This window comes from Chryseobacterium shigense, from assembly GCF_014207845.1.
GTDB classification, from domain to species: domain Bacteria; phylum Bacteroidota; class Bacteroidia; order Flavobacteriales; family Weeksellaceae; genus Chryseobacterium; species Chryseobacterium shigense_A.
Map to the genome: position 1 here is coordinate 1,771,924 of NZ_JACHLC010000001.1, position 24,457 is coordinate 1,796,380.

Annotated in this window: 16 protein-coding genes; 4 read left to right on the plus strand and 12 right to left on the minus strand. The window is 39.8% G+C overall.

Translation table 11 applies throughout. The annotated features are described in order from the left end of the window. Positions 1-438 precede the first annotated feature (438 nt). From HNP36_RS08155 to glsA, 11 genes are all read right to left on the minus strand, one after another. Complete coding sequence (locus tag HNP36_RS08155; RefSeq protein ID WP_184158608.1) at positions 439-984, minus strand: hypothetical protein; 546 nt, start codon at positions 982-984, stop codon at positions 439-441. A 139-nt stretch (positions 985-1,123) separates the two neighbouring features. After that, complete coding sequence (locus tag HNP36_RS08160) at positions 1,124-1,675, minus strand: hypothetical protein (RefSeq protein WP_184158606.1); 552 nt, start codon at positions 1,673-1,675, stop codon at positions 1,124-1,126. Beyond that, positions 1,672-2,925 carry a condensation domain-containing protein gene (locus HNP36_RS08165; RefSeq protein ID WP_184158604.1) on the minus strand — a complete coding sequence of 418 codons (1,254 nt, stop codon included), beginning with the start codon at positions 2,923-2,925 and terminating at the stop codon, positions 1,672-1,674. The genes HNP36_RS08160 and HNP36_RS08165 overlap by 4 nt, the downstream gene beginning before the upstream one ends. Further along, complete coding sequence (locus HNP36_RS08170; protein WP_184158602.1) at positions 2,922-4,193, minus strand: condensation domain-containing protein; 1,272 nt, start codon at positions 4,191-4,193, stop codon at positions 2,922-2,924. The genes HNP36_RS08165 and HNP36_RS08170 overlap by 4 nt, the downstream gene beginning before the upstream one ends. 4 nt (positions 4,194-4,197) lie before the next feature. Beyond that, the gene (locus HNP36_RS08175; protein ID WP_184158600.1) at positions 4,198-6,603 is read right to left on the minus strand and encodes a glycosyltransferase; all 2,406 of its coding nucleotides are present in this window, start codon (positions 6,601-6,603) and stop codon (positions 4,198-4,200) included. Beyond that, positions 6,596-7,390, minus strand: coding sequence for an alpha/beta fold hydrolase (locus tag HNP36_RS08180; RefSeq protein WP_184158598.1), 795 nt, complete (start codon positions 7,388-7,390; stop codon positions 6,596-6,598). Before HNP36_RS08180 ends, HNP36_RS08175 begins: the two co-directional genes overlap by 8 nt. Continuing rightward, positions 7,381-7,680, minus strand: coding sequence for an acyl carrier protein (locus HNP36_RS08185; protein ID WP_184158596.1), 300 nt, complete (start codon positions 7,678-7,680; stop codon positions 7,381-7,383). The genes HNP36_RS08180 and HNP36_RS08185 overlap by 10 nt, the downstream gene beginning before the upstream one ends. Further along, positions 7,668-10,103, minus strand: coding sequence for a 4'-phosphopantetheinyl transferase superfamily protein (locus tag HNP36_RS19260; protein WP_228456287.1), 2,436 nt, complete (start codon positions 10,101-10,103; stop codon positions 7,668-7,670). Before HNP36_RS19260 ends, HNP36_RS08185 begins: the two co-directional genes overlap by 13 nt. Then, a complete protein-coding gene (locus HNP36_RS19265) occupies positions 10,100-11,899 on the minus strand; it encodes a polyketide synthase (RefSeq protein WP_228456289.1) in 1,800 nt (599 codons plus the stop codon). The genes HNP36_RS19260 and HNP36_RS19265 overlap by 4 nt, the downstream gene beginning before the upstream one ends. A gap of 19 nt (positions 11,900-11,918) precedes the next feature. Further along, complete coding sequence (locus HNP36_RS08195; RefSeq protein ID WP_228456291.1) at positions 11,919-18,962, minus strand: type I polyketide synthase; 7,044 nt, start codon at positions 18,960-18,962, stop codon at positions 11,919-11,921. A 538-nt stretch (positions 18,963-19,500) separates the two neighbouring features. Beyond that, the gene (gene glsA, locus HNP36_RS08200; RefSeq protein WP_184158594.1) at positions 19,501-20,514 is read right to left on the minus strand and encodes a glutaminase A; all 1,014 of its coding nucleotides are present in this window, start codon (positions 20,512-20,514) and stop codon (positions 19,501-19,503) included. Between the two features lie 212 nt (positions 20,515-20,726). Between glsA and HNP36_RS08205 the strand changes: the two genes are divergently transcribed. Next, on the plus strand, positions 20,727-21,137 hold the full coding sequence (locus tag HNP36_RS08205) for a hypothetical protein (RefSeq protein WP_184158592.1): 411 nt from the start codon (positions 20,727-20,729) through the stop codon (positions 21,135-21,137). A 179-nt stretch (positions 21,138-21,316) separates the two neighbouring features. Beyond that, positions 21,317-22,015 (plus strand): DUF1826 domain-containing protein, encoded by a 699-nt coding sequence (locus HNP36_RS08210; RefSeq protein ID WP_184158590.1) that lies wholly within the window; start codon positions 21,317-21,319, stop codon positions 22,013-22,015. Positions 22,016-22,213: 198 nt separating this feature from the next. Here the strand turns inward: HNP36_RS08210 and HNP36_RS08215 are convergent, their stop codons facing one another. Beyond that, on the minus strand, positions 22,214-22,825 hold the full coding sequence (locus tag HNP36_RS08215; protein ID WP_184158588.1) for a GNAT family N-acetyltransferase: 612 nt from the start codon (positions 22,823-22,825) through the stop codon (positions 22,214-22,216). Between the two features lie 311 nt (positions 22,826-23,136). On the opposite strand from HNP36_RS08215, the gene HNP36_RS08220 reads away from it, so the two are divergent. Continuing rightward, the gene (locus HNP36_RS08220; RefSeq protein ID WP_184158586.1) at positions 23,137-23,913 is read left to right on the plus strand and encodes a Cthe_2314 family HEPN domain-containing protein; all 777 of its coding nucleotides are present in this window, start codon (positions 23,137-23,139) and stop codon (positions 23,911-23,913) included. 255 nt (positions 23,914-24,168) lie between these two features. Then, positions 24,169-24,456: a hypothetical protein gene (locus HNP36_RS08225; RefSeq protein WP_184158584.1), complete on the plus strand. Its 288-nt coding sequence runs from the start codon at positions 24,169-24,171 to the stop codon at positions 24,454-24,456. Position 24,457: the final 1 nt, after the last annotated feature.

Below are 24,457 nucleotides of genomic sequence, written 5' to 3' on the forward strand. Positions count from 1 at the left end.
AAAAACTTTCTGCAAAAGAACAAAAATTTATTGAGGGCACCTTATTACTATATGTTAAAGTATTATGATAAACGTATCAGTTCAAAAGTTTTATTCTTTTATGGATTGGGAAACCTGAAATATGTACAAGGACAACTTTGTAAATACAAAATTTCAATATCTTTCTGTTTTTTACTTACCACAGATTTGCACAGATGTTTATGCTAATACTTTATTGAAGTTATTAAAGTTATACGCAATCATCCGTGCGAATCTGTGAAATCTGTGGTTAAAAAATTCTATACATCATCGTAAATATAAATTGATAATGTCCTCATTTTTTTTAACGCAAAGATTTATTGTAACAGTGGATATTTTGAGGTTGCAAAGAAAGGATCAATCAAGATTGATTTGATTAAGCTGGCTGATTATCCGGCTGTTTTATTGGGACTTTTGCTTTTATTTTACTTTTTCCAGCAGGTATAATTTGGCTCCGGAAAAGGCCAGTTTAGGCATCAGGTTTCCTTCCAGGACCATGGTCTTGTTGTTGACATCAATGACTGAAATGTAATTGCTGGAATTGTATTCTATATAGTTTTCCTTTTCTTTGGTTAAAGGATTTTTGCCGAATTCCATAGAATATTTTACCCAGTCTTCATCGCCGGAGCTGCAGTGTACGGGTTTGAATTTGGATTTTTTAGCCTTAAAAACAATCTCGTCGTAGCTGTCTGTACAGTCTGAAGTGAATGAACTTTCCGGGTTCTGATCTTTTGAAAAGTCCTCGAAAGAGCCTTTATACACTCCTACCACTTTCCAGGTACCATCCACACGGTCTTCATCTATTTTTCCTTTCGCTTTGCTTACGGCCCAGCTGATGCCGTTTACGGTTCCTTTTACGGCTTTGTAACCTACTTTGGCAACTCCTGTCACTACTTTTGTTGCAGTTCTTACTACACAGGAATTCAGTACAAGAACAGCAGAAAGGAGGAATATTGTTTTTTTCATTTGTCAGGTTTTTTATCGTTGCGAAGATAGGGTTTTTGAAAGTGACAATGAAATTTCAGAAAACATCAGGACCACAATTTGAAACGCTTCAGAGATGAAATGTTGAAATTTATATTAAAATATTGACATATAAAATAAACTATGGATTTAAGTCCACGGTGGCAATCTGTGTTCGCTTACACATCCACCTCCTCAACCTCCACACCGGCAAATAAACAAAAACCACAGACAACACCCCCGCCAGCACTCCAATCACCACAGCCATCGCCGTAGCATCCAGCTTATAATATTCAGACAGGTTATATTGCGCTAAAAGCAAAACGGACAACACCAGCAATCCGGTAACAGCACCATGCAAAATACTCAGCTTTGTCATCAGTTTCTTTTTATTAAGCTGTTCGTCTACGGTAAACTCAATGGCGCCCTGCTCGGAAGCGATGATCACCCTGTTGATAATATCAATGGTAAGAACTACTGGAAGAAAAACGGCCATTGGCAATGTAAGACGGGCCAGGTTTTGAGTTCCCGAAAAGAAATGCGTATATCCCAATTCCTGGAAGCTGGCATAGGCAATAATGAAATTAAAGAACACATTTGGAAGGACATAAAATATTGTCCGCCTGATGAGAAAACGTTTCAGTGTGGTTTTCCTGATTTTTTTAGGAGGTGCGGGCTTCAGTTTAAATTTCATAACGACGAGGTCAGGAATTCAATGGCTTTGTCTTTGATTCTAACGGCTTCTTCTTTAGGCAGAAAATGTTCATTGGACATGAATGTAAAATCCATCTGCCTGTTATACGTTGTGGTCACCAGCGTATTAGAATTCAGCCAGGGAAATGCAACGGTAGGACTCATGATGCTTTCCACTTTAAAATTTTTATAGGTATCGGGAATATTGATCCTGCCCATATTGGATAAGGTAACATCGTGTCCCCCTTTACCGGATTTCAGCATGCTGATCATATCTTCAACGACAGGATGCATCTGCTCTCCCACCCACAGAAGTTCTCTCGCCTCCATTTTTCCTGTTTTCTCCACAAGATCTTTTTTGATCTGTCTTGCATGGTCAAGTATATTCTGACCTGCTTTTTTCAGTGAAAGCTCAACGGTCGGCGCAAACGCAAATACATGATCCTTCCTGATCTCCGGTATAAAATGGCGTACATCTACCGGACTTATCACCTTACTTTTAGCCTGATTCCCCTGTATTTCTTTAAAGGCCTGCATAAACGATGCGCACAGCAAAGCATGTACAGAAATGCCATGAACTTTGGATTTTTCAGTTATCTGTGTAGTCGTTTCAGTATTCAGTTTCCAGTGGATCACATAATTTTTTCCGGGATTTTTCCGGCTTTTCCGCTGCATCAGGAAAAAAAGACGGGCCATTATCAGATATAGACGGGCTTTGCGTTTCTTCTTTTTTGTATTGAAATCCAATGGCAGGAAATCATCTGCTGAACTGAATAAATGATAAGTCCCCAGCTCCGAAGAAGGGCCATCCAGCAGGGAAAGAAGCTCTTCCGTAAGATTGACAATCGAGGTTCCGTCACAGATGCAATGTGGAAGTACCCATAGGATTTCGGAAATATTATTCACCCCTTTGATCCACACCAGACGGGCCAATGGTTTATTTTCATCATCAAACAGAAGGAACCATTCTTTTTCGGATTCCTGAAGCCAGTCTTCATCCGTTTGCCGTTCAACGATCCGGAGCGGAACAGGTTCAATCTCTTTATTTTCTATGAAAAACGGATACCGCTCACTGCTGTTATCAATTCTGACCCTCAGTAAAGGATGCTTTTTCTGAATTTTCGCCAAAGCAGTTCTAAAGTTTTCCTCCGGAATTTCTCCGTTAATTCTTACCGTAAAAACACAGTTTACAGGTGTTTCGGGGTCAACGTACATGATCCGTTCCACCAACATTAAATTTCGTCTCATCATAATACTGCAATATGATCTAGCTGTAATTTCACTGTTTTAATCATCTCATCCCGGATAGCCAATGCTTCCTCATACGGTAAATATCCTTCGCTTCCTACAAAAGAAAAATCCATTTCCCCTCTGAATGTGGAAGTAACCATCGTTGTAGTGTTCCCCAAAGGGCCGATCACGGAAGGACTGAAAATAGTTTCAAGGGTAAATTCTTTATACTGATGAGGAATCTGAATGCGCCCTAAATTGGAAAACATACAGTCATTGGAAGATTTTCCATGTTTTAAAAGCTTTGTGAAATTTTTCAGGGCATCGTGGGCAGATTCCATGACCATCATGGTGATGTAAGGATTAAGTTTCGATGTTTTACGCTCTACAGATTCCTGCATCAGGCGTAAATTCTCCGAAAAACTTATTTTCTGATTGGCCGAAACCACGATCATCAACCCAAAAGCAAAAATATGATCTTCCTTGATCTGTTTGGCAAACCTCCTGATATCCACCGGACAGGAAACTTTATTGAAAGCTGCGGCCCCTCTCACTTTTTTAAATGCATGAAGCAAAGCAGCACTCAAGAAAGTATTAACCGTAACTTCCTGCGATTTACAGTAGGAAATCAGTTCCTGGCTTGTCTTTTTATCAAATTTCCAGTGAATCAGGTAGTCGTTTTTTCGTTCAACAGCTTTTTTACCAACAGGAATACATTTAATAGCCGTTGCTGCCAGCCTGCCGATCACTTTCGCTTTCAGTTTTTGCTTCCGGCTCGTTAAGATATCAGAGGGAACCACGTCATGAATTCCAAGTATAGGATTCTCCACTCCTATTTCTGCTGAAGGATGATCCAGCAGCTGTAAAAATTCGTTCAGGAAAGCCATTGCAGAACCTCCGTCGCATAAGCAGTGATGGAAAGAAAAAAGCATATCTGAAACCTTTTCCCCTTTGATCCATACAAACCGGATAAGCGGTAATTCTCCATAATTAAACAGAATCTTCCACTCTCTTCTGGATTCTTCCTGCCAGTCTTCATCACCGTTTCTGGACACAATCCGGATAGGTATGGGCAAATGATTTTCCGGCACTTCAAGCCACGGGATATTGTTTTCATCGTGGATGATGAGGGCTCTCAGCCAAGGATGCTTACCCTGAAGCTGGTCCAGGGCATGCTGAATATCTTCTTCTCTAAAAGTACCGCGCAGCCGGAACGGAATCACCGCATTAAAAGGCTCTGTTCCGTCCCCCAGCAGCATACGCTCGCCAAATAACAATTTTCTTCTCATAGGCTTATACAGAAACTAATGTTGACTGTTCTTTTTGTATACAATTTTCCAGCAGCTCTACTGCCCTGTCGTTGCCACCTGCATTAAGTAAACTTGTTTGCACTTCTTTGGCTGCATTCCTGTATTGAGGATTTTCCAGTAATTCAAAAACAGTTTCCCGGAGTGCTTCCACAAGTAATCTTTTGTAACGGATACTGATTCCACAACCGGCCTTTTCAATCAGTTTGGCAATATGAAAATGATCGTAGGCAATAGGAGTAATTAGCATAGGTAATCCGTTCGTGAATGTATCATTAACGGTATTAAAACCTCCATGACAGATCACTGCATCCATATGGGGCATTAACGCAGACTGTGGAACAAAACCGTTTACGATAAAATTAGACGGCCATTCATTAAATATGTCCGGCGGAGTTGCCGCCACAATAGTTACAGGTTGATCTGCAAATGCAGCAATCACTTTTTCAAAAAAGGCTTTCCTGATATCTACCAGCAGTGTTCCCAGTGATACAAATATCTTGGGTGTGGTGGCTGCTTTTAATCTTTCCCAGTCAAAGGGTGCCGGATTAGGACGTCCTTTTACCGGGCCTACAAATCTCATGTGTGACGGAACTGTTTCAAAACCTGCAAAAGCCTGCGATGTAAATACCAGATTTAATTGATGGGAATGAATAAAAATACCATCATCCGAAATTCCTACCTCTTTCTGAAGATCTCTGATCAGTTTTTGCTGCCACTCGAATATTTTGGGTGCGTTATTTTCGGTATCGCCCATTACATCAGGAGGAACAGGCGTCGTCGTTACGCAGGGAATATTATGTTTATGGGCAAAAAGAGCACCCCCGAAAGTAATACAGTCGTTCACCAGGACATCGGGTTTCCAGCTTTTTACGAGGCGTTCCAATCCGGGCATCATCATTCTGGCAAACGGAACATAGGTTTCTTCAAGGGCCAGTTTCATGACTTCAGGTCCTGAGCAGGCAGGTCCTTCGTCCTGTCTTTTTAAAATACGCTGAATTTCATCTTGAAATGGCACAAGATCTTCTTCGGGATAAAAATAGCTTCCTCCTTCCGGAATATGTTTGCTGTCCAACGGTGTAATTCCAAACCATTTTACCTCATGGCCACGGGCAATGAGGCTGGCTCCCACACTTAATGTAGGGCTGATATGCCCAAAAAAAGGAGGAATCACAAATAAAAATTTAGAGCCACTATTTATTGTTTCTGAAACGGGAATTAGCGCCTTTTCCAGTAAATTAGCTGCGGGGACTGTACCGCCTGCTTCCATAAAAGATTCACGGACTGTTTGTGCAGCTTCTTTATATCGTGGATTATTCAAGATATTCTGAACAGCTTCGTTCAGGTGACGGGATTTAAATCTGTTAAAATTTAAGCGTTCCCCTGCTCCTGTACGTACGACACGTCCTGCAACGTGAGACTGGTCGTAAGCAATAGGAATAACAACCAGCGGGAGAGCGTTTGAAAGGGCTTCGGATACGGTATTATGACCGCCATGACAGATAACTCCGTCCAGATAAGGCAGAAGATCCAGCTGAGGAACCTGCTGACAGACTATAAAATTTTCCGGCCAGTTTTCAAAAAGCTGAGGATCAGAAACCAGTACAACAGTTAAATCTTCATCTTTAAAGGCATCTATTACTTTTTGGAAAAAGGCTTTTTTATGATCATGATCAAAGGTCGTTCCAATACTTACCAGTATTTTTTTCCTAGTAATACTATTGAATCTGTCCCAATCAAATTCGCATGAAATACGGCGTTCGGTAAGAACCGGGCCAGTGAACTTATAATTTTCCGGCAGATCCATTTCACCAAAGAACTCTTTTGATGTTAAAACAAGGGTCAGAAGATCCGAAGAAGCCAGCGAACGGTTTTCTGTAATGCCCAGTTCTTTTTGCAGTTCAATGATCTTATTGACTTCCCATTCATGTACTTTAGGCAGTTCATCCATCATTTTAATGGCTGCAGGAGCCGTAACGGAAGTGCTGTAAGGTAGGTTGAGTTTTTTAGTGGCAATAGCAGCAGCAAACAGCTGATGGTCTCCAATCACCATATCGGGCTGATATTGCTTCAATAAAGCAACAATTCCAATGTAACAGTGTCTGTTTAAGGGAATCAGCACCTCATCGTAAAGAAATTTAATGCTGTCGATACCGTAAACTACTTTTTTGGAAATAATATCGAGATAGCTTTCACTTTCTTTTTTTTCTTCGTCGGTCTGGTCGTATTGAATGAGCAGAAGTTCTCCTCCAGCCGGAAGTTTCGTGTTTAAATTCTGGTCGAGACTGATCCAGGCCACTTCATGCCCTCTTTTCAGTAATTCTGAGCCGATGCTTAAGGTTGGATTGACATGGCCTGTCAATGGCGGAACAACAAATACAAATTTAGCCATGATTTTGTGTTATTAATTTAGATAATGATTGGGATAAAAAATGAGTAATATTTTCAGCGATTTGGACAGGTTCCTGAATCGGGATATTATGGTCCCCGGGAATAAATTTTAACTGAGATTGATTGATTTTTGCATGCAGCCACTCTCCTGTCGGCCTGCAATTCGAATCTGCACCGTACATCAATAATGTGGAGGATTTTAACTCAGAAAAATCTGCTTCATTCAGGAAATCTTTTTCTCTGATCATGTCTGCTTTGATGCTGGTCTGTTCAAACAGGAATTCATACATCCGGTGGTTTTTCTCCATCTGTCTTTTACCCATCTGCACTTTGGTGGTGTCTGTAAAATTGGCGACATAATGCTCGAGAAATTCTTTACTGTATTCATCAATGATGTTGCGGGCCTTTTCGTCCCGTGGATCCGGTGCTTCAATGACAACCAGCTGGCTGATACGTTCTGGAGCCTTCAATGCTGTTTTCAAAGCAATAAGACCTCCGAAACTGTACCCGGCAAGATGTACTTTTTCAAGGTGTAAAGCATTCATTAGGGCCAGAAGGTCGTCCGACATACTTTCCAGATCATATCCATCGGGAAAACGTTCGCTCATGCCGTGGCTTTTCAGATCGTACATCACAACATGAAAATGCTTCGCCAGAACCGGGGCAATATTGAAATAATAAATGGAAAGGTTGCTGAACATCCCATGGATAAGCACCACCGTCTGCTCAGCTCCTTTATTGAGTTCCTGAATATGAACCTGTTTATGATTGATTGTAATTATTGGCATTCGTAAATGTAATTGATGATCATACGAAGATCAAGGTTGATCAGCTCATCCAGATCCATAGAAGACAGCCATCCTGTGAAATCAATCTGCTCACCGAAGTGGGCTTTGATTTTCTCAGAAAAGGAAACGATTTCTATGCTGTCCATTTCCAGGTCTTTAGTGAATGAACTGTCCGGGGTGATATCCATTTCTTCTACAAATTCAGCGCCTATCACTTCGGTGATAAAACCTTTTAAAAGGGTGAACAGTTGCTCGTGATTCAGTTTTAATGTGTTGTTTATAGTGTCCATCCGATAATATAATTTTTATGTTTAATAGTTTTTATTTCTGTTTGGTTGATCCACAGGTGATCTTCTTTGATACTTCCAATTTCAAATGCTTTTGGATTTCCTTTCAATCCTGTTCCGAGGAATTTTGAATAGGCTTCTTTGGCTACCCAGAACCTTGTGGTCCATTCTGCCTGATTTCTGTCTTTTAATAAAGCTAATTCGTGATCCGTAAATACCAGATCGTAAAATCCGGAGCTGCGTTCTTCTATGATTTCCATGTCAATTCCCACCGGGCCGCCATAGCGTGCAATACCAACTGCGTCTTTTCCTTTGTGAGCTAGTGAAATATGGATATTTTCTATAATATTACCCATCAGATAGGGTTTTCCGGCTACATTGGAACGGATCTCAAAAGCGATGGGGAAACAAGGATGATTTTTCTGTTCACGGAGAAGGTTTCGTACGGCATCTTTTACTGCTACACGGCTTACCATCCAGTTTTTCCGCTTGTTAGGTAACAGCTGTTGATGATATTGCTTTTCCGTCTGATTGAAATAACGCTTTAAGATAAAATCCCACGAAGCCACTCTTGTGTAAGCCTGATGAAAGAAAAATACCTCAGGTGCTATTTCCTCCGAAAGACGGTTATGCAAAGGCGACATCGAAACATTCCAGAGAGGCTCATCAATTTCAAGACGGCGGTTCTGCCAGCCTGTAATGGCACACCATACCTTTCCATCTCTTTTAAGAACAATATCTGCTATGGCAAACTCATCATTAAGTTCTGTAAGGATGCAGGTACATTCAAAAAGGCCGTCCTGATCCGTCATATCTCCGAAGAATTCAATATCCCTGATCTTCACAGGAAAGGCAATACGGTCTTTCGTTAAGGTAAGCTGCAGCCACAACCCGAAAAGTTGTCCGGCATTATCCAGCAAAGAACCTTTTCCTCCGTTTCCTTTAATTTTTCCGATAATACCTTTAGTTCCCACCGCTGAAACTTCTGTAATTCCCTGATACAATTCTCCGTGAAACATATGTTTATCATAAATCTCTTCAGGTGTTCTCTCAATTGACAGAAGATCTCCTACCGATACATTGAAGACCGGAGCTGCCGGAGCAGAGGAAGCCAGTAGGATTTCTGCATTGGCAAAGTTCTCAATATCAAGATAGGCATGGTTAGGTGAACGCCACTCTCCTTTTACTGTTTTTTCAAAGGGTTTGGCTACATTCATCCACTGAAATACACTTACATTCATGATTTTATGAACATGTGTACCTGGTATTTCTGCCTGAGCGGTTTCAGCTAAAAGCTCAAAAATCATAGTCATTGGAATCACCGGCTCCATATCTGAAACATGGGGCCATCCTTTAGGCTGTCTTAATAAGCTGTGATCAATGAGATAAGGATGTGTATCTAAATTGATATACAGAAGTTTTGAAAAGTGCTTATTTACTGATATTTCAGGCATCGCAGGTTTTAAAACTGTAATTTCCGGACGGTTTTGGAACAGCGTCAGAACTTCTTCCTGCATCCTGATCATATCTGTAATATTTTCCTGAAAGGCCTGAACAAGAGGATGTCCTGTCTTGGCTCCCGTTGCGGAAATATTGTTTTGCTTTGATAATTCAAAAGACTGAGCCAGCGTTTTAATTTCTTTAAAATCACGGATAATTGGAGAACCTAATTGTAATTTAATTCCCTTTCCTAATGATTTTTTAGATTGATTCTGTACTTCTAAAAAGTCTAATTCCACGGTTTTACCTTCTACAAATAATGCGGCTACAACACGTTGCAGCTGGGCCAGTGCAGATCTTGTGGCTACACTGGAAGCAATGGTACTGAATGCTTTTCCTTTCAGCGTATCATCAATAAATCCTATTAAGCCTCCCGTACCTATCTGGATAAAGCATCTTGCGCCTTCTTCATACAGTTTATCGGTAAGTTCACGGAATCTGACGGGCTGAATAAGATGCTCAGCACTTAATTTTCTGATCGCTTCCTGATCTGAAGGGTAAGGTTCCAAAGTTGTTGCAGACCATAATGGAATTTTTGTCTGCTGAAACTGTGCTTTTTCCATTCCTGCTAGGATCACATCCAGTTTATCTGCAATAAACGGTGAGTGAAAGCCAGACTGAAATGGCAATATCTGGTGAAATACCTGCCTGGATTTTAATAATGGGACCAATTCGTCCAGCGCTGCATTGCTTCCGCAAAGAATAACCTGATTAGGACAATTATCATTGGAAATGTAAAGGTTCGGAATGGTATCAATAACAAGCTTTATGGCATCAATACCCGCTCCGATTGCAATGAATCTGGAGTCTTTCAATTCAAAAGTTTCGGGATTTAAAACATCAATCAAAGCTTTGACAGAGTTTACTTCAGCCAGTTCTGAGGAATATCCTGCGAGCCATTCTCCCAGACTGTGTCCTGCATTCATGTCGGGAACAATTCCGAGCTTTTCAGGGCATTATCCAGAATGCTGCATTTGTTGAAAATTCCTAATGCATCATTTAATAAGCCTTCTCCTTCTGCTTCAATAGGTTCATTTAATCCAAAATAACGGCTGACACTTTCAACTTCGCCTTTTGCCAAGCCATCCAAGCCCGGGAATACGAAGGCTATTTTGCCGCCATCTTTTAGCAAAGGCGTATTGGTGTACCAAATATCCTGTTTATTACGCCAAGGATTATCTTTTGCTACAATTTTAATTGCTTTTTCTATTCTTTCAGGTGTCGGATCGAATAAGGCAATCCGGTAATTTCCTTCGCCTTTTTCTGTTTCGTTATTCTGTAAAGCTGAAAGAAGTTCTTCGTTCGTTGGCCTTGCTAAAATCAAAACACGGTCTTTTTTTGGCATATCATAACCTTCAAGAACTACGTGTGCATTGATGCCTCCAAATCCAAAGGCATTGACGGCAGCTACTTTCGGCAAGCCCGTTTTCGACCAGTTTTTAGGCTCCTGTACGGGGGCAAACCGGGTATTCTGCATATCCGGAACCGGATTTTCACAGTACAATGTTGGCGGTAAGGTATCGTGATGTAAAGCAAGACAGGTCTTAATTAAGCCTGCGATTCCTGCAGCCGGCATGGCATGTCCGATATTGGATTTAACGGAACCAATTCCTGCAACAGGAGCAGCTTCTTCTTTACCGAAAAACTGGGCTAAGGTCTGAAGTTCCGTTTTGTCTCCAAGTGGTGTTCCTGTTCCGTGAGCTTCAAGATAGCCGATCTGCTTTTCGTCCAGATCTGCATTGATCCACGCCTGTTGCAAAGCTTTAAGCTGGCCTTTAACGGATGGACTCATGACGCTGGTTCCATTACCGTCACTGCTCACGCCAACTCCTTTGATTACTGCATAAATCTTATCCTGATCCCGGACTGCTTCTTCCAGTCGTTTTAACACGACAAAACCACAGCCTTCACCAATGAGCAATCCATCGGCATCTGCACTGAACGGTTTGATCTGCTGCTGATGCGACAAAGCTCCCAACTGGGCAAAAATACTCCAGAAAGCTGCATTCTGTCCTGTATGCACACCGCCTGCAATCACCATATCACAACGTCCGCGGTGAAGTTCCTGTACTGCATGATCTACTGCAAGCAAAGCACTGGCACAAGCTGCATCTACCGTAAAGGCGGCACCTCCCAGATTAAACCTGTTGGCTACTAAAGAGGCAACCAGATTGGGAATTAATCCCATGGCTGTATCGGCTGCAAAACGACCTTTCCGTTCCTGAAAAGCATGTTTCACCTTTTCAATATCTTCTGGTGATACCTGGGGCAGCAATTCCTGCAACAGCGAGGAAATCTGTTCTCCGGTACGTACAATTTCAATGGCACGGGTAGCTCCGGGTCCGGTATAGTTCCCTTTTCCTATGATAATTCCTGTTTTTTCAAGGGAAATCTGTTTTTTGAATATACCTGCGTCATCCAAAGCTTTCCGAATCAGGTCAAGGGTTAATAAATGATCCGGCTCCGTTCCTTCCACAGCCAATGGCAGAATACCGAAGGCTGTAGGATCGAATTCATAATCAGGGATAAACCCGCCACGTTTACAGTAAAATCGGTCTACAGGATTTGTCGTATCACTGAAGTGTACAGAATCAATCCGGTCTGCGGGAACTGTTTGGGTAGAGTCTACTTTATTGATAATATTCTGCCAGAAAGTATCGGCATCCTGTGCCCCGGGAAAGACACAGGAAAGACCGATTACGGCAACATCTGTTTTTTTCATGGTTATTGTATGCAGAGGTTTACCAATTATTTCCGGACATGATGAGTACCTGACTTTCGGTTCCGTATTTAATCTCGTTAAGGAAAATTTCTTTTCCCTGATCTAATGGAATTAATGAGATACCGCGGCGTTCATATTCTGTTTCAAGGGTTGAAGAAACCATTCCGGCTCCTTTCCATGGGCCCCAGTTGATGGAAATCACTTTACCTTTTAATTTTTTGTTTAAAGCTTTTGCATAATCATCCAGCACGGAATTGGCAGCAGCATAGTCTGTCTGTCCTTTATTCCCATACACTGAAGCAATGCTTGAGAAGAGCACTACAAACTGACAGTCTGCACGAAGCTGTTCTGCCAGTACACGAAGCGGTTTTACTTTGGTATCAAAGACGCGTTCAAAGGAGCTGGACGTTTTCTGTTTAAATAATTTATCTTCCAAAAGGCCGGCTCCATGAATAACTCCGTCCAAACGGGCATATTTTTCGTAAATATTCTTTATTAAACCTGATAATCTTTCTTCATCACAAAGATCCAGGGATTCATATACCACTTCGTTTCCCAATTGTTCCATATCCCGGATTGTGCGAAGAATCTGATTGTTTTTAAAAATTCTGACTGTTTCTTTTTCTATTTTGGCAGGAGAAGTGAATTTTCCGGATTTGATAAGGTGGCTTCTTATTTCTTCCTTCGTTTTCATTGCTTCAAATTCTCTTAAATCAGCTACGTTCTTTCTCGGATCTGCTGATCTTCCTACCAGAATATAGGTGCATGGGTAAGTTCCTGACATATGTTTTACGAGCTCGGAGGTGATTCCCTGCCCTCCTCCAAGCACCAAGACCACAGATTCCCTGTCCAGTTGGATATGGGCTTCTTCCAGGCTTGTTGACAAAGGCGATGGAATGATATCTACTTTATGTCTTTGGTCATGTTTATAAATAACTTCGGAAGGTTTGTCCGTGGTTAATATTTCTTTCAAAGTGATATCAGTAATCCGGTCTGCTTCCTGTGGTGTGCTTAAACTGATCAATCTGCAATGAGTCTGCTCAAATTCGCGTGCTAAGCTTTTAAAAAGTCCGGGATGCCCTTTGTAATGGCGTAAAAGTGTTGTATCAGTAAGCTCCTGAACGTGTGCCGGAATATCTGATATCAGATAGATCCACTTGGCTTTATCAAGATCCATTTTTTTGATCAGGCCTACATGATCAATGATGCTGTGCTTGATTGGTGAAGAGAATAAATCAAGGATAATGAGCCCGTCAAAACCGGTAAGATCCTTTTCCATATCAACCAATTCAGCTATGGCACCATGTTTTTCAAGGGCGTTTTTGATGGCAAGTGTTTGCGGACTGTTGTCCTGTGTAATGGCAAAGCGTTTTCCTTTTATTAATTCTGTATTCTGTTCTGTGGAAACATCTGTTGGGGTCAGATCAAACCGGAGGCGTGATAATGCGTTTTGTACAGGCTCAATATTGCTGTTTCCGCTCATTTCGTTGATCCACGATGCTAATCCTTTTAATGTTTTTATCGCAGCCAGTTTTTCCATAAGATCATCAGCCTGTTCCCTATCTCCTCCAAAACCGATTTGGGTTTTAAGATCGGCTATAATTTCCATGCGCTTAATGGAATCAATACTTAAATCTGCTTCCAGATCAAGATCCAATCCCAGCATTTCTTTCGGATAGCCTGTTTTTTCACTTACGATATTCAGAATAGTTTGCTGAAGTTCTTCAAGGGTGAGGCCTGCTTTGTCTTGCGGTTTCGAAGTCTTTGTTTCTACCGGCTCGGTTTTTTCAGAAACTGTTGAAGTTCCCATACATTCTGTCAACCAGGAAACCAAACCGTTTAAAGTTTTTATTCCTGCAAGCTTTTCCATCACAGTATCTTCATTACCCTGATCGCTGCTGAAAGATCCCAATTCAGAACGAAGGGTTCCTATGATCTCAACCTTTTTAATGGAATCTATACTCAGATCAGCTTCAAGGTCCATTTCCATGCCCAGCATTTCATGAGGATATCCTGTTTTATCGCTGACAACCTGTAACAGTAAGGTTTTAATATCTTTTTTCAAGGGAACCACAACAGCTTTTTCCTGAATAACAGGCTGTACAGGGACACTTACTACACGCTCATTAGCAGGCTGTGGTATAGATGGAGCATAAACAGGTGCAGGATTGATCTGTGGATTTTGTCCCAAGAAGGAAAGCATCACGTCACGCTGTGCCTGAATAAGCTGTTTCATAGTGTCTAAATACTCCTGCAGCATACGTTCGGCAGCAGGCTGGTGTCCCGTTATTGAAGTCTGGTGGTTATTAGTAAAATTGTTCATTGGAATAGGATTTATGATCGGTAAAGCACCATTAGCCGGTAACTGACCTGTCGCCGGGTGTGCGGTTTGTCCGTTAACACGCCATACAGCAGGACTTTTCTTGTATAGTTCAGATTGATCAATCTGGATCAGTCTGGCATTACGGCCATCGAAGAGTTTTTTAATATTGAAATTCCGGCCAGTTCCCAGATATTGGGCCAGCATAGTAAGAAGGTGGCTTAGTTTATTACGGCTGCTGTCTTCTGCATACAGGGTTAAATGATCTTTCTCCAGGCAGGATTTGGTAAGTCCGGAAAGCACTTTTCCAGGGCCTACCTCGATGAATATTCTGGCTCCGTCTTCATACATTGCCTGAATTTCCTCAACAAATCTTACCGGCTGCACCAGATGATCAGTGAGTCTTTCTTTGATTTCTGATACCGCTGTTGGGTATGTTTTTGCACTTGTATTCGACCAAACCGGAATCTGCATTTCGCTGAAAGGAATATCTTTCAAAACCTCATCATATAAGCCTTTGGATTTGGCTAATAAAGGGCTGTGAAATGCACATGCCACTTCTAATTTTTTGGCAGAAATATGTTTCTCTTTAAGAGCTTCCATTAATTTGCCGATGGCTGGTGTACTTCCTGCCACCACACATTGAGCCGGAGCATTATAATTCACCGGATAACAGTCTTCTGCCTGTTCCAATATGGATTGCAGTTGTTCTCTTGTGGCACTTACCGCTATCATGGTACCCGGATCACCGCCTTCTACTGAGTTCAGAATGGCATAAGCTCTCTGAATACTCAGCTCAACCAGTTTTTCTTCTTCAAAAACTCCGGCAAAGCATAATGCAGGCAATTCACCATAACTATGACCCGCCAGCATATCCGGAACAATGTCCAGTGACTTTAAAAATTTGGCTAAAGCAAGATCAACAATTCCCAAAAGAGGTTGTGCCAGACAGGTATCTTTAATGGTTTCTTTTTGTTGTTTTAAAGCAGAATCATCAAATACAGCCGGCGGAAAAACTACTTTTTCCAGTTCAGGATATCTTCCAATCAATTCACGCATGGCCGGAAAAGCCACGAACAGATCACGCGCCATATTGATGCGCTGGCTGCCTTGTCCCGGAAACAGGAAAGCGACTTTTCCATCATGCTTATTAACTGTAAAAGTATCTTTACTTTCAATGCCGGATAATGCCAGTTCGATGTTCATCATCAGGTGTTCTGCCGTATCGGCAACAATGCTTAACTGAATTGGTTTTTCTGAACCTACAGCTAAACTGTAAGCTATATCTTTCAGAGAAATAGTATCATTAACCTCTAATAAAGATTTGATCTGAGCCAGTTGGATTTTAGCATCTTCATAGGTCTCCCCGCGGAACACGAATAATTCTGACGGCCAGGATTGCAGTACAGCAGAATCATCTTCTTTAGGGTGATTAGTAATAACCGTATGGAAATTAGTTCCTCCAAATCCGAAAGCACTGATCCCTGCATAACGTTTTTTTTCCTCCCATAATCCGCTTTCTGAATAGAATGCAAAAGGGCTTGTTTGGGTATTATAATAAGCATTAGGTTGTTGCAGATGAAGTGTAGGCGGTTTTACACCATGATACACCGCAAGAGAAGCTTTGATTAATCCTGCCAATCCTGCTGCACATTTGGTATGCCCGATCTGTGTTTTCACGGAACCTAAATGAGTCTGGCCCGGTATAGCTCCTGAACGGCTGAATAAATTGGTGAGTGCACTTAATTCAGTCTTATCTCCTACTACTGTTCCGGTACCGTGAGCCTCCACTAAACCAATTGATTCGGGGCTGATTCCTGCCTGAGTGTAGGCACGTTCCAAAGCTCGAACCTGTCCTATTTTCCTTGGAGCAGTAAGACCTAAAGCTTTTCCGTCGCTGGAACCTCCTACTCCTTTGATCACAGAATAAATACGGTCACCATCGCGAACGGCGTCTTCATATCTTTTTAATACGAGAATAGCAACGCCTTCACCAAGGGCAATACCATCTGCCTCACTGTCAAATGTTGCACAACGGCCTTTTCTGGAAAGTGCATGGGTGCTGGAAAACATAAGATAATCATTAATACCGTTATGTAAATCTGCTCCGCCTGCCAGAACCATATCGGATTTTCCCAATACAAGTTCCTGACACGCCAGATCAATAGCTGCCAAAGATGAAGCACAAGCCGCATCTACAGTATAGTTTCTTCCCCCAAGATCCAGACGGTTGGTAATACGGCCTGCAATAACATTGGCTAAAATCCCTGGAAATGAATCTTCTGTGGTATGCGGAAATGCGTCTTTAACCTCTTCATGAAGTTCCCCGAAAACCTGCTTATAATAGCCTCTGAAACTATAGCTGTTAGCCAGATCATTCCCGCCCTCAGCACCTATAATTACAGAAATATTCTCTCTGTTGATCTGTTTTTCTCCATAGCCGGCATCGTCCATAGCACGTTTAGCAACCAATAAGGTTAATAACTGTGTAGGTTCAATGGCTGCGAGAGACTGCGGAGGGATTCCGAATGCCAGAGGATCAAAATCTATTTTAGGAATAAAACCACCCCATTTGGAATGGGATACATCCGGGCCGTCTGAATCCGGATGATAGTAAAGTTCTTTATTCCAGCGTTCATCGGGTACTTCTGTAACACTGTCTCTTCCCCAAATAATATTACGCCAGTATTCTTCCAGATTTTTAGCTCCCGGGAAAATACATTCCATCCCGATAACAGCTACATCCAGGGCTTTTTCTTTAGATTCCGGTTTTTCCGGTAAAGCTGCCTGTTCAATATATTGGTAATTATCAATACTTACGTTCTTGTGAAGGGACGCAAGGGAAATCACCCGGTTTTGCATAGTGGCAACCTGGCCTATCATGTACATACCGAGATCCAACTGCTGATTTTTAGGGATATTAACAAGTTTATCGCCTTGACGGTCAATTCCTTTTGCCGCAATACGTAAACGGCCCACATTTAATTTTTCAAGCTGTTCCCAAACTTCTTTTTTATCTGTTCCGGCTGCCAGAAGCTTGTTCTTTTCAGCACTGAAATGTTTTGCAAAAGCTGTATTTAAACAGCGTGTTTCGTGGCCCGGTGCTGTTTCCAGTAAAACGGTATCTTTTGCCTGCATAGCCTGTACCTGGAATTCTTCCTGAATAGCTCCTGTACTTACTGCTTCTTCAGTGTACAGATATGCCGTTCCTATCAAAACCCCTACTTTTACGCCTCTGGCTGCTAACGGAGCTGCCATTACGGAAACGAATGCCGTTGAAAATGCGTCGTGAATACCTCCGGCAAAAAACACACTGATATTCTCCGGATTGTCTTCTTTTAAAATGCGTTCAATCTGTTTTTCCCACAGGACCATACTTGAAAGCGGACCTACGTGGCCTCCGCACTCACGTCCTTCAAAAATAAAGTTGGCAGCTCCTTCTTTCAGGAAAATATCCAGCAGCGCAGGAGAAGGAACATGAAGGAAGGTGGTTATTCCTGCTTTTTCAAATACTTTCGCCTGTGCAGGTCTTCCCCCTGCAATAAGGACTACCGGAGGTTTGGCTTCCAATATGTATGAAGTCTGTTCTTCTCTCAGTTCCTGAGGGGCAAAACCTAACATACCAACTCCCCACGTTTTTTCACCGGCCAGCTTTTTTGTTTCATTGATCAATTCTTTGGCCTGATTTCCTTTAAGCAACGATAAAGCAACAAAAGGTAAAGCCCCGGCATCTGCCACTGCATTGGCAAATAAAGGAACGTCGCTTACACGGGTCATTGGGCCCTGTGCAATGGGATAACGCAATCCCAGCTGCTTAGCCATTGCATTTCCCTGGCTGATTACCTGAAGTGCTTTTGCCTGTTTCAGGTGCCCGTACATGGCTTCTTTAAATCCGAAAACCATTCTTTTCAGATTCCTGAACTCTTCATACAGATCTACGGCTAAAGAAATATCCTGTCCCATAGGAATGTAGCTTTTGCTTACGTCAAGATCCATAAAATGCTGTTTAAGCTCTTCAGCAGAAGGATTTTCCGGCAATACGGGAGAATTTGGCCTTACCAGCACACGGTGATTGGCTATAATTTTGGTTTCAGTACCATTGAGTTTCGAGCACAGGTCTTTGATATCCTGAGGAACGGAGCTTTCCGGGAAAAGAGCAAGCTGGCTATCCAGTACAACACCGGCTGCTCCCAGCGATTTTACGGCTGCTGCAGTATGCAGACCTATTCCGCCTTGTACCCATACAGGTATAGTTTGAATTTCTTTGATGATGCGCTGGAACAACACAAACGTTGATTCATAGCCCACCAGGCCGCCTGCCTCATTTCCTTTTATAATGATTCCTTCCGCACCTGATTGTTCGGCCAGCCTTGCTTCGTCCGGACTGGTTACCTGATAGATAACAGGGAGATCCGGCAGAACATTCATTAAAACTCCTGACGGAAGAATCGCAAAGCTTACTTTTTTGGGGATCTGAAGGGATATAAATTTGTCGTTGGGCAGATAGATTCCATAAGAAAGTATATCTGTTTTATCAATCTGATGCAGCGCTTCCTGAGCGGCTGTCAAATCATGTCCTAAGCTTAAGATGGGAAACGCACCTGCCTCATACAGTTTTTGCATAAGGTTAACATCCGGCTTTTCAAAAGGCGTTAATCCAATAATGGTTAAGTTTTTCATTGCATTCATGGTATTGAGATAAAAATTGGGAAACACATAACAAAGCACAGATGCTTTCGGCATAATGAGCAATTGTTAAATATGACGGAATAAAAGTAATAAATTAATACAATATTTTCAATAATAAATTAAATTTAATAATAAATTATTAATAATAAATTATTATGAATTTAAATACAATTAAGAAATACACATTTGAATATTTATTCTCAGAAACGAGACGACACAATCTATTTGATTCAATTATAAACATTTATAAATGAATAATATTAAGCAAATATAGAAATAAAAACTAAATATATCAAAAATAAGAGAATTATTTTTCTCAATATTACAAAAACACAACACTTCAAAAAGTGCATAGAATCTATATAAAATAACATCTCGAAAATGCTGAAAATGATCAGAAACTCTGACACGTGAAGTAATTAATGATAAAATCCGGGATAATTTTGTTTAAATGACAATCTTTACCGGAAAGTAATTCCGTGAAAATATTTCAGGCAAATATGTAATTTACCTTAAACTATATGTTACCGGGCATCACAGATGGAATGAAATTTAACAAGATTTTATATTCAATCCGGTTGTAAAGGTAATTTTAAAACAAGCTTAGATCATATTGCTTCACAAAATCCAGAATCATATGATAACCCGCTGAAGAATTTCCATGCTGATCTAAAGCAGGACTGAAAACCCCAATTCCCATTTTCCCGGGAACACTGACTGCAATTCCTCCCCCAACACCGGATTTGCTTGGCAGGCCAACTGTTCTGGCATATTCGCCACTGAACTCGTACATGCCGGCAATAAGCATTTGCGACTGAATCAATTTTGCCACCTCTTCATTTTTATAAGTAGAATCTCCATCAAACCGGACGCATTGATTGGCAAAGAAGTACCCGATTTTGGCTAAATCTTCAGCAGTCAGCTCAATAGAACATTGTCTGAAGTAATTATCCAGCTGTTCTTCATTTCCGGAAATCAATCCGTTGTTTTTCATGAGATAGAACATTCCACGGTTGCGGTGGCCGGTAGATTTTTCGGATTCGTAAACGGATTTGTTATAATCAATTGCATGGTTTTTGGTGATATAGCGGACCATATCCAAAATTTTAAGGAATGGTTTTTCTCCTTCTCCGGAAATTAAAGAAGTGGTAAGAATTGCCCCTGCATTCATCATCGGATTCAATGGTTTACCCGTAGTTTCGAGGTTGGAAAAATGGTTAAAAGGCTTATCGGTTCCAAAATAGCCCATTTTGTCAAATACATTGGCTTCTCCTTTTTCACTGACAACAATCATCAAGGCAATGATCTTGGAGATACTCTGCATGGTAAATTTCTTGTGGACATCACCGGCATTGTGGATTTTACCATTTTTATCCACTACTGAAAAAGCTATGGCTTGGGCGTCCATTTTTCCAAGTTCGGGAATATAATCAGCTACTTTGCCTTCTGTATAATAGGATCTGTTTTTCTCCAGAATGCTGCTTAGCGTTTTCTCTGAAATAGTGGAAATATCTGCTGTTTTCTGGGCATACACTACTGTATTTAAGGAAAGAAAAGCTGCAATACAGATTGCTTTTGCAGAAGGTAAAAAAACATTTTTGCTCATACAGGTATTTTCGGCTAACATCTTATCATCAACCCCGAAAACAAAGATAAAGTATTTCATCCTTTACCCACAAATCTGTAAAAAGCAGATTAAGTATTTCTACCCAGATCAATAATTGGTTATTTGTACTCTAAAAGAGCTGATTTCTTCTTTGTTACTTTGAAATACGAAGAAATTTTCAAAATAACAATAACCAAAAAAATAAATTCAACATGGAAACAGCAAGTGTAAACGCAAATTCGTCCGGCCAGCTTCAGCTGGGTGGAGGGGCTCAGTTCTGGGTCTACCTGTCACCTCAGAACAATACTTCCAAAATGATTTCAACATGGCGCGTAACATTTTCACAGGGAAACTGGAGTGATTCTATTTCGAGTGAGAATCCGACGAAGCAAATCCAGACTCCGAATCTTTCAGGTATCTTTGAAATTAAAGTGGAGCTGTTAAGCGGTTCTACCGGTACATGGCGCCAGATTCCTCCACAGGCAGGAAGCTATAATGAAATAGGCTGTAATTCCAATTGTGCTTCAATGGTGGGTATTGTTACCGACAGTACCAATCCGCCTCCGGGAGCTATTAACGCTCATTTCTGGACGACTTGGGACGCCATGTGTAAAGCACAATAAATCAAAATTCAATACAAAATAAAACGTCTCATTTTATATATGGGACGTTTTACATTTATATTCATGCTTCATTTCAGAAAATGCAGTGTAAATAATAATATGGATTTAAAATAATTTCAATCATCCATTTATCTGATACCGTTCATTATTTTTGCATAATTAATCGATTAAAGCATTATATGGACAGTACATTTTCCGGTAACAATCAAATTGAGGTGGTTTCTACCTTTGCTGAACTTGTGAATACCGATTTCCAGGGAACTATGAATACAATTTGCTGGTACAGAAATTTATCCGGAGATTTTAAAGAAATTGTATCCAAGCTTCAATTAAATGACAATATTACAGAAGTATCCGCTGAAGACCTTCTGGCACTGCAGCTGTCTGAAAACGGTAATATAGCAAGAGAAATTATCCTGAATGATTTACAGCTGTTAACAGATTTCGGAGCATCACCTTCATTAAACCTGCTTAAATGCTATGAACGGGACGAAGAACTGGATTTCATATCAACCGATGTATATTCTTATCACGTAGACCGTTCTCCCATTGGAACCGATACTTTTTTATGTACTTATCATGGTACATCAAGTGACATTATCCCCAATGATCAGGTTGAACAAAAAATTCTGATTCCGGAAATCCGGGCAAAGCTTAAAGAATTGCATGACGGTCCGGAAGAAGATTTTGAAACCTTTCTGAAAGACTATTTCTTCGATCTGCACTATCAGCCTAAACCCGGTGCAAAATCCACCAATTTAGAGACAGGACATCTTTGGCGGCTGGCGGTAGATCATCCTGAGCAAAAAGTCTTACCCTGTGTTCATAGGGCACCGGTAGAAGATGAGGGTGAGTATAGGTTGCTGCTGATCTGTTGAGAGATAATTCAGAAAAATAAAGCCAACACTTTTAACATAATCTTTGGTACTATGACTTCCTGATTCTATAGTTTGCCACTTACCATGCAAAGGCTGAAAATAAAGGAGTAAATGAATATTATTTTCTCATGGTTTAAATTATGTTGTGTTGAAGTTTTAAACCTGGTATTTGTATATGCTTTCCCTTTTTAATTTTAGCTATCTGTAAGAAAAATTTTCAATATCCTTTTTAAGCTTAGACTTTACATTATCATTCCATTCATTTTTCAAAATACTTAACCTTGCAACGTCAATCCTGTTCCCGCTTGCATCTGTACTACAATTTCTTAAAACACCTTCCACAACGCAGCCAATTGCTTTCATTGCATTTATACTCCGGTTATTTTTGCTATTTGCTGCGAATGCAACTCTTTCCATATTTAGTTTTTCAAAAGCAAATTCAAGCAACAGATATTTGCAGTTTTTATTTATTCCGGTCCCCTGATATTTTTTTCCGTACCAGGTGTAACCAATTTCTATAGTCTTATTTTCTATAAAAATTGCATAAAATCTTGTACTCCCCACATATTTTTGTGCAGATTTATCAAAAACAATAAATGGGTATTCTTTTTCAGTTTCTCTTTGCAACAGTGCATTTGAGAGATATTTTTGAAGATTTTCCTTTCCGTTTGCGCCTCCGGAATTGAATTCCCAGATTTCAGGCTCATTTTCCGAATAAGGAAGCAACAGGTCAAAATCAGATGGTTTAAGAGGCTCTAATCTTACCCATTCATTTTCTAAAATATAATTTTCATTAAAGTCGAAATTCATTTTTTGTTTTTGTTTAATATTACAAAAGTATTGCTATAACTGCAACGAAAATAGTAAAAATGTAAAATCTATAAAAACAGGTTATATGTAAGCTGCGAAAGATTTTTTGTACTTTTTTCGATAACAGACCGGAAATGATTAATTTTTCTAATGAATATCTCCCATTAGCTCATTATATATTTATATTTTCTGAAAATTGAAAAATTATTTCCCTATACAAAAATAGTTATGATTAATTATCAATAAGTTATAAAAAATAGAATCAATATAGAATCAAATAAATAACTTTATAGTAAGATAATTTATGCCAATTGATAAAAATTGATTACCCAAAGGAATTACATATCTTTGTTAGCATATATGTTTCAGTAGATATGCCACAAAATCTTTCAGACCATCTATATAAAAGTAAATTTTCTCTAACTTTAGTCCATAAGGCCTCAAAAGCAATCATCAAAAAAGGTGCTATACAATTGGATAAAGATAGTACAAAGCTAACCGAAGGCGAAAAATTAACTTTAAAATTATTTGAATATTTTACCTCTTTACAGAGGGTATTGCAAGATATTGAAAATGTATTGGTTTTCTTAAAAATTGACACTAAAAAAATCAGAAAAGTCTACCCACTCCTTGATACTGACGAGGAATATTACAAATACCATTTCGAAAATTATATTATCAGGATAATCAGCTTACAGGACATTGTTGGAAAACTAGGAAATATTTTATATAAAACAAATATTGATGATGAAAAATGCAATGGATATAATTTCAAGGAAGCACTTAAAAAAAATGGTAATCCAAAACATTCTTACATTTCTGCAATTCTTGAGCAATCTATTGATGTTAAAAAAGTTAGACATAAGAAATTGCATAGAGGGATAGCAGAAATAAATAATCTTAGAGGGGTAGTTTTTTGGGATGATTTAGAAAAGGCTACGAGTAAAAAATTTGACAGAATACTTCATGAAATGTCTGCTGGAGATTTATCCATTCAAATTAATGAAATAGAAAAAGAAACTGTCAAGATAATCGATCTAATTATTGAATTTTTTGATAACTCATTGGATGAGTTAAACAATATATAATGTGTTGAACTGATTATACAGATAGTAATACAACATTATGACTGCTTATGTCAACAAAAAAAAGTACCATTTTAGATATATAAATAATAAAGAGAACCCAACTACCACAATATTATAAATAGTTACTTTTTACCTACTTCTGATTTATCGATATTGATAATTTTATTTTCTTTAAGTGGTCTACCCTCATTTCTTTTCACACAAAACTAAAACTCCCAAAAAAATATTTTTATATTTGGGACTTATACATTATTTATGCCTATTTTAAAACCACAAGAAATACAATCTAATATTCGAGATTTAGAAGCATCTCGTAATAATCAATATAATAGATATTTATTAAATAAGATTTCTGTCATTATTGAAGGACTTGTTAAATCTAAAGATAAAAATCATGGAGAACGCTATAAAGAAATACAGTTGATTTTAGCAGGCTTGCGTGAACCACATGATATTAGTACAGGAAACCTAGTTAATGCTGAGGCAAAAGCTATTATACTTGATCTTTATGATGAGTTAATTGAAATTTTAAAATCTTATTAAA

Bases quoted from the DNA above. Each gene is read 5' to 3' on its own strand.
- HNP36_RS08170 (WP_184158602.1), bottom strand. From the start codon at position 4,193: ATGAGAAGAAAATTGTTATTTGGCGAGCGTATGCTGCTGGGGGACGGA.
- HNP36_RS08205 (WP_184158592.1), top strand. From the start codon at position 20,727: ATGGAAACAGCAAGTGTAAACGCAAATTCGTCCGGCCAGCTTCAGCTG.
- HNP36_RS08160 (WP_184158606.1), bottom strand. From the start codon at position 1,675: ATGAAATTTAAACTGAAGCCCGCACCTCCTAAAAAAATCAGGAAAACC.
- HNP36_RS08175 (WP_184158600.1), bottom strand. From the start codon at position 6,603: ATGGCTAAATTTGTATTTGTTGTTCCGCCATTGACAGGCCATGTCAAT.
- HNP36_RS08185 (WP_184158596.1), bottom strand. From the start codon at position 7,680: ATGGACACTATAAACAACACATTAAAACTGAATCACGAGCAACTGTTC.
- HNP36_RS19265 (WP_228456289.1), bottom strand. From the start codon at position 11,899: ATGAAAAAAACAGATGTTGCCGTAATCGGTCTTTCCTGTGTCTTTCCC.
- HNP36_RS08155 (WP_184158608.1), bottom strand. From the start codon at position 984: ATGAAAAAAACAATATTCCTCCTTTCTGCTGTTCTTGTACTGAATTCC.
- HNP36_RS08195 (WP_228456291.1), bottom strand. From the start codon at position 18,962: ATGCCGAAAGCATCTGTGCTTTGTTATGTGTTTCCCAATTTTTATCTC.
- HNP36_RS08165 (WP_184158604.1), bottom strand. From the start codon at position 2,925: ATGATGAGACGAAATTTAATGTTGGTGGAACGGATCATGTACGTTGAC.
- HNP36_RS08225 (WP_184158584.1), top strand. From the start codon at position 24,169: ATGCCTATTTTAAAACCACAAGAAATACAATCTAATATTCGAGATTTA.
- HNP36_RS19260 (WP_228456287.1), bottom strand. From the start codon at position 10,103: ATGAATGCAGGACACAGTCTGGGAGAATGGCTCGCAGGATATTCCTCA.
- HNP36_RS08210 (WP_184158590.1), top strand. From the start codon at position 21,317: ATGGACAGTACATTTTCCGGTAACAATCAAATTGAGGTGGTTTCTACC.
- glsA (WP_184158594.1), bottom strand. From the start codon at position 20,514: ATGAGCAAAAATGTTTTTTTACCTTCTGCAAAAGCAATCTGTATTGCA.
- HNP36_RS08180 (WP_184158598.1), bottom strand. From the start codon at position 7,390: ATGCCAATAATTACAATCAATCATAAACAGGTTCATATTCAGGAACTC.
- HNP36_RS08215 (WP_184158588.1), bottom strand. From the start codon at position 22,825: ATGAATTTCGACTTTAATGAAAATTATATTTTAGAAAATGAATGGGTA.